This is a genomic window from Sulfitobacter sp. 1A12779, from assembly GCF_043557315.1.
In the GTDB taxonomy this organism is placed as follows: Bacteria; Pseudomonadota; Alphaproteobacteria; order Rhodobacterales; family Rhodobacteraceae; genus Sulfitobacter; species Sulfitobacter faviae.
Window position 1 is genome coordinate 25379 of record NZ_JBIFFU010000022.1, and the last position, 12267, is coordinate 37645.

The 12267-nt window shown below is 54.7% G+C and carries 12 protein-coding genes; all 12 read left to right on the plus strand.

From position 1 onward, the window contains the following. The first annotated feature begins 303 nt into the window (after positions 1-303). The 12 genes from ACGYLQ_RS17470 (at position 304) to ACGYLQ_RS17525 (ending at position 12225) form a co-directional block, all read left to right on the plus strand. Entirely contained in the window at positions 304-567 is a 264-nt protein-coding gene (locus ACGYLQ_RS17470) for a hypothetical protein (protein ID WP_394444144.1), read from the plus strand. Further along, the gene (locus ACGYLQ_RS17475; protein ID WP_322346589.1) at positions 554-853 is read left to right on the plus strand and encodes a CcdB family protein; all 300 of its coding nucleotides are present in this window, start codon (positions 554-556) and stop codon (positions 851-853) included. The genes ACGYLQ_RS17470 and ACGYLQ_RS17475 overlap by 14 nt, the downstream gene beginning before the upstream one ends. A gap of 260 nt (positions 854-1113) precedes the next feature. Beyond that, positions 1114-1425, plus strand: coding sequence for a hypothetical protein (locus ACGYLQ_RS17480; RefSeq protein WP_394444145.1), 312 nt, complete (start codon positions 1114-1116; stop codon positions 1423-1425). A 505-nt stretch (positions 1426-1930) separates the two neighbouring features. Beyond that, positions 1931-5875 (plus strand): amino acid adenylation domain-containing protein, encoded by a 3945-nt coding sequence (locus ACGYLQ_RS17485; protein ID WP_394444146.1) that lies wholly within the window; start codon positions 1931-1933, stop codon positions 5873-5875. 98 nt (positions 5876-5973) lie between these two features. Then, complete coding sequence (locus ACGYLQ_RS17490) at positions 5974-6447, plus strand: MarR family winged helix-turn-helix transcriptional regulator (RefSeq protein ID WP_394444148.1); 474 nt, start codon at positions 5974-5976, stop codon at positions 6445-6447. 167 nt (positions 6448-6614) lie between these two features. Beyond that, complete coding sequence (gene rfbC / locus ACGYLQ_RS17495; protein ID WP_322346596.1) at positions 6615-7184, plus strand: dTDP-4-dehydrorhamnose 3,5-epimerase; 570 nt, start codon at positions 6615-6617, stop codon at positions 7182-7184. After that, a complete protein-coding gene (gene rfbB, locus ACGYLQ_RS17500) occupies positions 7181-8218 on the plus strand; it encodes a dTDP-glucose 4,6-dehydratase (protein ID WP_394444149.1) in 1038 nt (345 codons plus the stop codon). Before rfbC ends, rfbB begins: the two co-directional genes overlap by 4 nt. After that, a complete protein-coding gene (gene rfbD, locus ACGYLQ_RS17505; protein ID WP_394403766.1) occupies positions 8215-9057 on the plus strand; it encodes a dTDP-4-dehydrorhamnose reductase in 843 nt (280 codons plus the stop codon). Before rfbB ends, rfbD begins: the two co-directional genes overlap by 4 nt. A gap of 191 nt (positions 9058-9248) precedes the next feature. After that, positions 9249-10403 carry a DUF4214 domain-containing protein gene (locus ACGYLQ_RS17510; protein ID WP_394444151.1) on the plus strand — a complete coding sequence of 385 codons (1155 nt, stop codon included), beginning with the start codon at positions 9249-9251 and terminating at the stop codon, positions 10401-10403. A 218-nt stretch (positions 10404-10621) separates the two neighbouring features. Then, a complete protein-coding gene (locus tag ACGYLQ_RS17515) occupies positions 10622-11572 on the plus strand; it encodes a glycosyltransferase family 2 protein (protein ID WP_394444152.1) in 951 nt (316 codons plus the stop codon). 4 nt (positions 11573-11576) lie between these two features. Then, a complete protein-coding gene (locus tag ACGYLQ_RS17520; protein ID WP_394444154.1) occupies positions 11577-11969 on the plus strand; it encodes a GtrA family protein in 393 nt (130 codons plus the stop codon). Between the two features lie 4 nt (positions 11970-11973). Next, positions 11974-12225: a methyltransferase domain-containing protein gene (locus ACGYLQ_RS17525; protein ID WP_394444155.1), complete on the plus strand. Its 252-nt coding sequence runs from the start codon at positions 11974-11976 to the stop codon at positions 12223-12225. The last annotated feature ends 42 nt before the right edge of the window (positions 12226-12267 follow it).

The window sequence follows — 12267 nt, forward strand, 5'->3', positions numbered from 1 at the left end:
CTTGGCACTCTGGCAGGGGTTTATGGGGCGCGCATCGACCAATCAGCAGTTTTAGCGGAGAACTTTCCCTGGAATTAAGACGCCGTAAAAGAGGAGCTCCTTCTTGCCAAGATATCTGCCCGACTGGCTTTCTCCAATCCACCGAACCGAAGGAGCTTTTTGCTTTATTAAACCGAAACATACCAAGCTGCGCTCTGCGCGCGGGTGATGGGGAGCTACATTCGGCAGCCGAAACATATTCGCAACTTGAAGCGCACTGACATCAGGTTTATATCGTTAGTGCATAATGATGCTGGAGGCCTCATGAGCAATCTGACAATAAGACTGCACCCTGATGAAAAAGCACAACTAAAAGCGTGGGCAGCTGCCCGAGGCACAAGCACGACCGATTACATCAAAACCCTTGTTGCCGCGGATATGGCGGCTGGAAGCCCTCAAGAGCGCGCTGCTGCATGGTTCCGCGAGAATGAAGTTGCGATTGCCGATGAAGCAGAGCAGATCAAAAGCAGCGGCGTCCCAGGCGCTCATTTGGCCCTAAACCACCCAGGGCCCGATGCAAAAATTTGACATCTTCGAAATCGCTGGTGATCTCTACCTGGTTGTTCAAGCCGATCATTTACTAGATCTAAACACAGTCGTCCTTTTGCCGGTCTTGCCAAACGACGAGCTTCCGCCACTGTCGAAGCTCACCGTTGATACAAAAATTGCGAGTAGCGCTTTTCGCATTCGAACCCACATGCCACTCACCGTCGAGGCCAATCGAATACGCCACCTTGACCCAGTCCATCAGCTTTCTGCGGAAGAGGGACACAAGGTGATGGATGGTCTCTATGCGATTCTTTGGGGGCTATAAATAGCCCCTTTGCGCCGAAGATGCGCACCGTTTCGGTTTGATGGTACGTGTCAAGTGCAGGGCGCAGGCCGCCTCCGAATGACCGCGATTTGAGCAAGCTTGCTAATAGGTAGCCTTCCGCACGCCCTCTTCATCGAGCGGATAGGCGGCTGTCGAGCGGTATGGCCGCGAACGTCCGCAGTCCGCTGTTTCTTTGACGCACGTTGCGGATGAGTCGCCCATTTCATAATGTGATCTTATGCAAAAAGGTGCCTGGCCCAGTGTTTAAAAAGATCGCGAATTTCTACTCTCAAAGTCTTAGGATCGATCTGGTTCCTGCCAGTCTCCTTGCTGAGCTCAGCCCTGACAATGAAACCTACCGCTTTGCGGCAGAAAGAGGCGACTTCGTGGTCTGTGTTGCACAAGGGGAACCTCAAGAAAGCGTATATATTTCACTTGCAGAGCAGATCTTTTCTCAGCTTTCTGAAGCACGAGACTTGTTTGAACGCTTACACGCCGCACATCCCGCGGCCGCATTCTTTGACTTCGTTGCCGACCCTGCTGGAGGTGAGGCTTTTAAAAAATATCAATAAGCTTCAAGGCCTTAATTTCCCCACATTCCCCTATTAAGCGAGCGGCCGGGAGCGAGGGAATGAACATATTTTCGAACAAGCGCGCGTCGGGTGGGCGGACCCTCCCCGCGATCATCACAGGCGCACTTATGGCCTCGATGACATTTACCATAGGGCACCACTTGGCAGCATTAGATAAAGCCTATGCTGTACAAACTACTGCCGCTCCAGTGACTGTGGCGCAAGCTGACACCCAGGATATGCCCGCGGCCGTCACACCCCCGGTACGCCTCGCCAGCCTCAGCTGCTCAGGATCGCATTTTCCCTTTTAAACATATGCATACTCGCCATCCCTCCCGGCCATGCGGAGCCATGCTTTTGCGCTGACCCTCTAATTCAGCCAAGAGGCATCCGGCGGCGCACAGCTATATAACAATGCCCCCTGCGCGGTCTCACGTAGAAATTGTGTTCTTTTTTGGGCGCAATGCGCTTATGCTGGTCAATATTAAGCGTTGAGATTTTACGAATGTATTTCCAAACCCAGTCCGTGCCCTTGACGCCTGTTCAAGAGGCTATGATGGCCGCATCTTCAAAGCGGCCATGGTTATATCTTGAACAAATTGTCTGCCACCTTGCTCAAGAATGCTTGAACCCCGACATCCTTGTGGCGGCTTTTCAAAGTCTCGTTGAACAGTCTCCCGTCCTCCGGCTGGCGATACATTCACGGGGAGCAGCACCTCCAGCACAGCATATAGCGACGCCTCAAAATGTGGCCGTCGAAACGCTAGATTGGGCTCCTGTCTCACCGGATGATATACGCCAACAGCTTCAAGCATTTCTGGAAACTGACCGCGCCAAAGGCTGCCCGCTCGACGCAGCCCCCTGCTTTCGGCTCACCCTAATACGGACCGGGCCGGCCTCCAGTATCTTAGTTTGGTCTTTCCCGCACGCTTTGCTCGACGGGCGCAGCTTCGCTCCTCTCTTGGCTCAGGCCTTTACCAACTATGAGGCCATAGAGGCCGGGCGTCCTTCGCCTATTGCGCCTGAGGTTTCAAACGACGTCTTCTTGCATCACTGCGCTATATCGGAAGCTTTGGATCATGCCGCGGGAGAAGCTTATTTTGCCCGAACCCTTGAAGACTGGGAGGGTGACACGGGCCTCATTGATTTTCGCCAAGATCCAGGTCGTAAAGAAACACTGACCCAGCAGTTAACTACGCACGAAACAAAAGCTCTGGTTTCCTTGGCAAAAGCCACGGGTGTGACCCTCAGTACAGTGGTTTGCGCAGCTTGGGGCATTGTGCTTGCGCGATTTACAGGCCGCGCGGATGCTGTCTTTGGCATGACTCTCAGCGGAAGACACCTGCTTGAGAACACCAAAACTGCCCTTGGGTGCTTCATCGTTACGGTCCCTTTTCGCGTTAAGCTGGACCAAGACCTATCCATCGGCACGCTCTTGCGTAGCGTCCGCAAAGGTCAGCTTGAGATACGCCCCTTTGAACATACACCGCTCGCAGGTTTGCGGCGTCTTACGAATGTTCCACCAGGCAAACCATTGCTTGAATCTTCGCTAATGTTCGAGACAGCCTCTCTTGATGTGCGCATGCAAGACTATGGCGACGCATGGCAACACCGCCGCGTGGAGCTGCATGAAGAGGATGACCTTCCCCTTACTGTCGCGGCCTATCAAGATGAGGCGTTGCGGCTCGAGGTGGAGTATGACGGCAAACAGGTGCCCCAAGCCCCTCGCCTGGCCCGCTACTTAAAGAACCTGCTCTGCGAGCTGGCGCATGCCCCCCCGACAACACAGTTGGCCCAGCTCTCCATGCTCGATGAAGGCGAGAGGCAGCGTCTCGAATTCCTCGCCAGCGCAACAGATACAAGAGTATCTGAGCCCTGTTGCATCACCGCCTTTGAACGACAAGCAACTCACTGGCCTGACCGCACGGCTTTAGAGCGGATTGGGGGCGGCAAACTAACCTACGGCGAGCTTGATGCAGCAGCCAATGCGCTCGCCCAACGTCTTATAGATCGGGGGATCGCTCACGGCGATGTGGTTGGCATCTGCGCCACACGCAGCCCGGCCTTCGTGGTGGCCATTCTCGCGATTTGGAAAGCAGGCGCGGCCTTTGTGCCGATGGACCCGACCTATCCGAAGACAACTCTCGCCATCATGGCAAAAGACAGCGGCGCCAAAATCATTCTAACAGATCCCAACGCTCCGCTGTTCAATTTGGCGACGCTGGCATTAAGCTACGAACAAATGCAAGAGCGCCAAGCGTCCGCCCCAGATCGCGGCCATATGAGCGAGCACCGGAACGCCTACATTCTATTTACGTCCGGCACCACAGGGCGCCCTAAAGGTGTTGTGGTATCACAGGCATCTCTCGCCGCTCATGCCGCAGCCGTCACTAAGCTGTTCGATCTATCTCCTGAAGATCGGGTCTTGCAGTTTGCAAGCCTCAGCTTCGACGTCGCGATCGAAGAGATCATTCCGACGCTTCTTTCTGGGGCCGCTTTGCTGCTCCGCAGCCCTGAAATGTCCCAATCTATCTCAGCATTTCTGCAAGCCTGCGAGACACATCGCATAACTTTGCTCAACCTACCAACGGGCTTCTGGGTGGAGCTTACCCTTTTCTTAAAAACCCATGATAGCCTTGTGCCGCCTCATCTGCGCATGGTCATCGTAGGAGGTGAGCGCGTCCCCCTATCGATCTTGCGCAGGTGGCGCGATATCGCGCCTAAGGTCAGATGGATCAACGGATATGGCCCTACAGAAACCACCATCACGTGCACGGCTTATGAAGTAACGGATGATCGCCCTTTGCGGCATTCTGTTCCGATCGGTCGCCCGCTTGCGCACGCCTGCGCATGGGTTCTGGCCGCCGATGGGTCTTTCGCTCCAATGGGGGCTCAAGGCGAGCTTTGCATTTCCGGCCCCGCTGTCGCCGAAGGCTATGTGATTGATGAGGATGCGAAGCGCACAGGCTTCCAAACCCATAAGGGCACTTTAGCGGGACGCAGTTACCGCACCGGGGATCGGGTGTACTGGCAAGACGGGCTTTTGAACTTTGTTGGGCGGATGGATCGTCAGCTCAAAGTTCGGGGCTTCCGGATTGATCCCAATCAAATCGAAAGCCTGTTAGAAGAGCGGCGCGACGTGGCACGTGCTTATGTTGCTGTACCAGATGACAAGACTGGAAGACTGGTGGCTTGGTACTCTGCGGCCCGTGCAACGGCCCCACCCTCAGAACAAGACATCCAAGCCGATCTCTCTCAAAAACTTCCTCCCCACATGTTGCCAGACCTCTCTTACGTAGAAACTTGGCCGCGCACCCCAGGGGGCAAGATTGATGTGGCAGCCCTCCCGATCCCCCAAGACGCGGTTCAGAGCCCAGAGACACAACTCAAAACCGACAGCCCCCATACCCGCCGGATAGCAGAACTTTTTGAAGCTGTACTGGAAACCAGCCCCGTTGCCGCAGACAGCTCATTTTTTGATCTCGGTGGCAATTCTCTTTCAATTCTGCGCCTCAACACCCTTCTGGAGAAGACCTTTGACACGCCCGTTGACCCAAGCTTGCTCTATCAAGATCCAAGCCCGGCTGGCATCGCAAAGCTGATCACAACCAAAGCCGAGGATCGATCCTGCGTCATCCCCTTACAGCCTAAAGGAGGGCGCACGCCGCTTTACGCGATACATGCATTGGGAGAGAACAATTCCTTTTTCCTACCTTTGGCGAACGCACTGAACCCCAACCAACCCTTGTTCGGCATTACAATCGGGATACGCAAAGAAGGGCTGCCATCAACGGTTGAAGCCTTAGCCGCATTCTACGTAGAGCAGATCAACCAGCATCGGCCCAAAGGGCCAGTCTCCCTTGTGGCGGTATCGGTCAGCAGCTTCATTACATTTGAAGTGGCTCAGCAACTCCTCGCCGCAGGCCGCGATGTGCAGGCCCTAATATTCCTTGATGCCAGCGGACCTGATGGGCGCATCCGGAAAGGCCGCCTCGGGCATAGATGGGTGCATTTCAAAAACCTTCTCAAACAAGGCAAACCCTATCTCGACAAGCTTAAGCAAGAACGGCGCGGCGAAAGGCTTCATGCTGAAGAGATGGCCAGGCTAAAAGAAGCCGGCCCGGAAGGACCTCCTGCCTACGATGAAACGCGCTCTGTTGCCCAGTTTGTCGCATTAAGCGAACTGGCCATTTCAAACTATGTACCAGCCCCTTACCCGCGCAAGCTCACCATCTTCAAAGCCGACGACCCTTTTGATGCCAAGGCCGTCTTCGCAAATGGGCTTGGCTGGAAAAGCGTTGCAAAAGCCGGCTTTGATATAATCCAGGTCAAGGGCGGCCACATTACGATGCTGTACCCCCCTCACGTCGAAGAGTTGGCGCAACACATCACAAAAGCGCTTTGCGCCCCGGCGGCAAACAACGGGTTGGTGCCAAAAGTAGGATCGTGACAGAATGTGACGGTGCAACTTTGGCTGAGGCTTAGGAACAGCTTTAATTCATATGCCTCTCTTAGTATTGCCTGCACGACAAACGACCAGGGCCTTTCATGCAACCCATAGACTCCAACATCACCCTATTCTTACTACTTGATATCACTCGCATATTGCGACTGGAGTTTGAGCGAAAAGTACAGAAGGCCGCGCTCGGCATCAGCCCAAGTGAAGCACGAACATTGGCAAATATCGCCCGCTTCGGCCCCTTGAACCAGAATAAACTAAGCGATCTAACGGGCTTTGGGGCAATGAGCGCCGCGCGCGTTTTGAAAAATCTTGAGGCCGCAGGCCTGGTGTCCCGCAGCGCTGACCCGAATGACCGTCGCGCCAAAATAGTTCAGGTCACCCAGAAAGCAGCCCCGCTCCTGACGGCTCTAAAAGACGTAGGGGAAGAGGTAGACGCTGTCACACGCGGTGACATGTCTCTCGAAGATTGGACGTCTTTGCAAAGCATGTTGCAGAAGGTACGCCAAACACAGCTAACCGCATATCGCAGCAGGCGCACAGCCGAAGAGACGCCGGAATGAACTTGAGCGCGCTTTAAGTGCGACAATGCCCTGAAGAGCATTTACGGCTTCCAGTACTAAAAGTGCCGCCTAAAAAAAACCCGCAAGCATAGCTCAACGCCAAGGGCTGTTGCTATCAAAGAGCGCGTAAAAACGCAGATAAGGTCGATTATAGTAACGGGTATATGATGCAGATAGAAGAAACGTCCCTGCCTGGCGTATTGATCCTGACCCCAACCCGCCACGGGGACGCACGCGGCTTTTTTAGCGAAAGCTGGAATGCTCAAACATTGGCCGCCGCCGGGATCAATCATCACTTTGTGCAAGACAACCACTCGTTATCGATGGCGCCCAACACCTTACGCGGCCTGCATTTCCAAACCCCTCCCCATGCCCAAACAAAGCTGGTGCGCTGTGGGAGAGGAGCGCTTTACGATGTGGCAGTAGATATCCGACATGGCTCACCAAATTTTGGAAAGTGGGTTGGCGTTGAACTCAGCTTTGAGAATGGCCGCCAACTATTGATCCCGGCTGGCTTCATGCATGGGTTCATCACCCGCGCGCCGATGACTGAAATCATCTACAAATGCACCGATACCTATGCTCCAGAGTGCGATGCGGCCGTCCGCTGGGACGATCCTGCGCTCAACATTGATTGGGGCCTTGAAGGGGGCGCGCCGGTCCTGTCCGATAAAGACGCAACAGCGCCTCTTCTCGCAGAGCACGCCGCGCATTTTACCTGGGAGCGCCCCTCATGAAGTTGCTAGTCACCGGGGGAGCCGGTTTTATCGGGTCTGCCGTGGTGCGGCTTGCGTTGACCAGAGGGCATGCGGTGGTGAACGTAGACGCGCTAACCTATGCCGCCTGCCTCGATAACCTGAATGATGTCGCAGGTATGCCTGAATATGCCTTCGAACATGCTGACATCCGAGATGGCAAGGCATTGGCGCAGATCTTTACCAATCACCAGCCCGATGCGGTGCTGCACCTTGCGGCCGAAAGCCATGTCGATCGTTCCATTGATGGGCCTGGGGCATTTATCGATACAAATGTAACTGGCACATATTCCTTGCTGCAAGCCGCGCGGGCGTACTGGGAGGCGCATGGCCGCCAAACCAGTTTCCGGTTTCACCACGTCTCGACTGACGAGGTATACGGAAGTCTCGGCACCGAAGGATACTTTACCGAAGAGACCCCCTATGCCCCCAATAGCCCCTATTCAGCTTCAAAGGCAGCCTCCGACCATCTCGTGCGTGCCTGGAGCGAAACTTACGGCTTACCGGTTCTGATCACCAATTGCTCCAACAATTATGGCCATCATCACTTCCCCGAAAAACTAATCCCCGTGGTGATCCTCAACGCTTTGGCGGGCAAGCCAATCCCGGTGTATGGTACGGGCGAGAATGTGCGCGATTGGCTCTACGTCGATGATCACGCCGACGCTCTGCTGACAGTTCTCACAAAAGGCGCTCCCGGGCGGACTTATAATATTGGTGGCAATGCCGAAGCCCGCAACATTGATCTGGTGCGTCAGATTTGTACGCTGTTGGATGAGCTGCATCCGGCGGACCACCCCTATGCCGATCTCATCACCTTCGTCGAGGATCGCCCCGGTCACGATGCACGGTATGCGATTGACGCCAGTCGCATCCGAGAAGAACTCGGCTGGCGACCCTCCATGACCCTTGAGGAGGGCTTGCGCCGTACGGTGACGTGGTACCTCAACAATCCCGAATGGTGGCAAGCGCTGCAACAGCGTGACGGGGTCGGCAATCGGCTGGGCCGAGCATGAGCCTGCTGGTTTTCGGCTCAACAGGGCAACTCGCCGCTGCGCTGCGCTCAAGCGCGCCAGATGCACTATTCCTCAATCGAGAAGCTGCCGATCTGACAAAACCCGATACATGTGCAGCAGCAATACATGCCGCACAGCCCTCAGCGGTGATTAACGCTGCAGCTTACACGGCGGTTGATCGCGCCGAGGAAGAAGAAGCGCTGGCCACTACCATAAACGCAACAGCTCCCGGGGCCATGGCGCGTGCCTGCGCTGACGCCTCTATCCCGTTCTTACATGTTTCAACAGATTACGTGTTTGAGGGCAGCGGGCAACGTCCCTGGCGCCCCGAAGACCCGGTTTCCCCTCTAAACGCCTATGGGCGCAGCAAGGCCGCGGGAGAAGCCGCGGTCCGCGCTGCAGGAGGAGCGCATGCAATCTTGCGCACTTCTTGGGTATTCTCCGCCACGGGCCGGAATTTTGTGACTGCCATGCTTGAGCTTGCACAAAAGCGCGACCAGTTGAATGTGGTGGATGACCAGATCGGTGGGCCGACCCCTGCGTGCGCTATTGCACAGGCCTTACTCAAAATGGCTGAAGCAATGATCGCGGGCCAAGGCGGCGGCACCTATCACTTCGCCGGAGCGCCCTTCGTAAGCTGGGCAGGCTTCGCGCGCGAAATATTTGCCTGCTCAGGGCAAAATGTGGCTGTCTCCGGCATACCCGCCTCCGCGTATCCCACAACAGCGCAGAGACCTTTGAACTCTCGGCTGGACTGCACCTCCTTGGAAGCAGACTTTGGCATTCAGCCGCCAGATTGGCGCGCTAAACTGGCTGAAGTCGTGGAGGAATTGGTCTAACGCAACTGCTGTAACCGAGGCAAAGTTTTGAAGCGTTTGAAGCCAAGCACCCTATAGAGTTGACCCGCCCCCACTCGTTCCCCATTCTAGCCGCCTCCGCCTGCAAAATGGCACTCGACCACCCGATCGACTGAAGCTCTAATAGAAATAGGCCCCTGCATCGCGCGCATAGGCTTTAGAGGATATTTTCCATGGAATACAAACTCCTAGGCCCGAAGTGGGGCCCCGCGGAACTTGGCGAAGCTGGGGGAGTGGTGTACTGGAGCTTCGCCACTTCTCAAGGTGATATCATCAACTTTAGCGAAAGCATTACAGGTGCAGAGCAAAGAGATGTCATACGCCAAGCATTTCAGATGTGGGAAGACGTTGCAGACATTGATTTTATCGAAGTGTCTGACGATCGAGACGTCAATATCCGCCTCGGATATGAAGACATTGACGGTCCGGGCGGGACCCTTGGCCTTGCATATTATCGATATAGCAACACGAGCTTTATAGAAGCCGAAATCGGTTTTGACAGGGCCGAAATCGGGCGGCAAACAATAGAACAGTTCTTTGAAACCGCCATACATGAGGTGGGGCACGCGATAGGCCTTGACCACTCTGACGCCCCTAATTCGATTATGCTCCCCAGAGGCTATACTGGACCTGTTCTTAGCAGCGGAGACATTGCAGGCATTCAGGAAATATATGGCCCAAAGCCGAGCACAGGACCAGAAGACAACATATCGGTCAAAATCGGGACCCCAGCGGATGATTTGATGATCGCGACTTCTGAGATCGACACTTATAGCGGTCTAGAAGGAATCGATACCGTTAGGTTTGAAGGGCTCTCGGACTCCTTTCAGATAACCGATGGCGCCAATGCAAACACATTCACCGTTCGCAACCTCACAGATGACAGCCTGGATAGCTTGTTGAGCATCGAACGGCTACAGTTTGATGATGGGTTTATTGCTTTCGACGAGTTCGGCAATGCCGGGAAAGCTTACCGGTTGTACCAAGCCGCATTTGATCGAGAACCCGATCCAGAAGGCCTCGGGTTTTGGATCGACAACTACGACCAAGGTAACGTCAACCTCGTTCAAATGGCTGAATACTTCATGCAATCTGAAGAGTTTTCGGGTGCCTATGGAGACCCGGCATCCCTCTCTGATCAAGCATTCTTAACACTACTCTACAATAACGTGCTGGACCGCGACCCAGACCAAGCAGGGTATGATTTTTGGACCACGGAACAGGAAAAAGGGATCAGCCGCGCCGAAACAATGCAGTACTTCTCTGAGAGCACCGAGAATATATCCAAGACCACAGCGGCAATTGATGATGGTATCTGGTACGTTTAACAGCGTTGCCAAATTGCTGATGCGCTAGCTTCCACCACAGACCGATTAGCTCCCCCCACCCAAAAAAAATAGAGGCACGCTGCAAGACAAGCTTGGGCGTGCCATTGCGGGCATCCCGCCACCGCCTTAAGCCCAACTCCGACCTTAATGAGGCCATATTCTAACGGTAGCTCCATCTCAAAGGTGAACGAAAGTAGATAAACTAAGGTGGTGGCCCTATGCTGATCTCCGTTGTCGTGCCCTGCATGAACGAAGAAGCGTCAATTCCGGTTCTGGTAGACCGTCTTGCCCAGGTGATCGCCCCATACGGCCCACGCGCAGAAATCCTACTGGTCGATGATGGCTCTACAGATGGGACCTGGGCCGAAATCGAACGCGCCCAAGCAACCTGCTCCTGCCTACGCGGCCTCAAACTCTCAGCAAACCGTGGCCATCAGATCGCACTCACCGCAGGGCTCGAAGCAGCTCAAGGGGAGCGTATTTTTATGCTCGATGCTGATCTACAAGACCCGCCAGAGCTGCTGAGCGATATGATGAGCATGATGGACCAAGGCTATGATGTGGTCTACGGGCGACGTCGCGAACGACAAGGTGAGACGCTGTTCAAACGCGCAACCGCCTGGGCATTCTACCGCACCCTAAATGCAATGTCCGATGTCGACATCCCTCGTGACACCGGCGACTTTCGTTTGGTTAACCGCAAAACCCTCGATGCCGTTTTGTTGATGCCAGAGCGCGCGCGCTTCGTGCGGGGCATGTTTGCTTGGGCAGGCTTTCGCCAAATCGGCATCGAGTATACCCGCGCGCCTCGAGAGTTGGGTGAAACCAAATACCCTTTGCGCAAGATGATACGATTTGCCACCGATGCGATGACCGCGTTTTCGACCAAACCGCTGAAGTTTGCCACTCGCATGTCCTTCGCCAGTCTCGGCTTTTCGGCTCTCATGATGATCTATGTCATCTACTCGCTAGTTATCTATCAAACCGCACCCGGTTGGGCTTCTATCGTACTGGCCATCAGCCTGTTTTCAGGGGTGCAACTGCTGACACTGGGCATCTTGGGCGAATATATCGGCCGCCTGTACATAGAAGCCAAAAACCGGCCTCTCTATTTCGTTTCAGAAGACACACGCAGTGCAACCTTGCTGCCCTTGCGCAAAGTTGTCTAAAACCATGCCTCGGCTGAACCAGCTTTGTTCATTTGCGCTCGTGGGCGGCACCACTGCTGGGGTTTACGTCAGCCTCTACCTCATCCTCTTGCATGCCGGACTGCACCAAGAGTTTGCCAACGCTCTCGCGTTCGGGTCCGCTGTGATACTCCAGTATGTCGGGCAAGCGCGACTGACTTTTGATCGGCAGTTAAATGACCCCCGTCAAATGATACGCTTTGGCCTGATGGTCACAGGAGGCGCTGTCACCTCTTCCCTCATCACAGGAGCCGCAGCCTCCTATTTTGCACTTCCCCCCTGGGCTGCGGCCCTCATTGTAACAGTGATCCTCCCCATTCAGAACTTTCTCTTTATGAGCCTGTGGGTGTTTGCCAAACCCAACACATCTAAAGCGTAGCTATATGTCCCATATCTATTCTGACACATTCTTTAATTATATCGACCAAGGGGCACGCCGCTCTGCACGCGAAGTCTTGGCCCTTTTGGCGCCCCAGTTGCAACCTACATCTGTGATCGATTTCGGCGCGGGGCGGGGCGTTTGGCTCGACGAATGGCGCAAAACGGGAGCGCAAGATATCCTAGCAATGGACGGGGATTACGTGGACCGCCATCAACTCGGGGACTGTCCTGAATTTTGTGCTCTGGCGTGGTAACTGCTCTATAAGGAGACCCACGTATGAGCATCGACAAAAAGC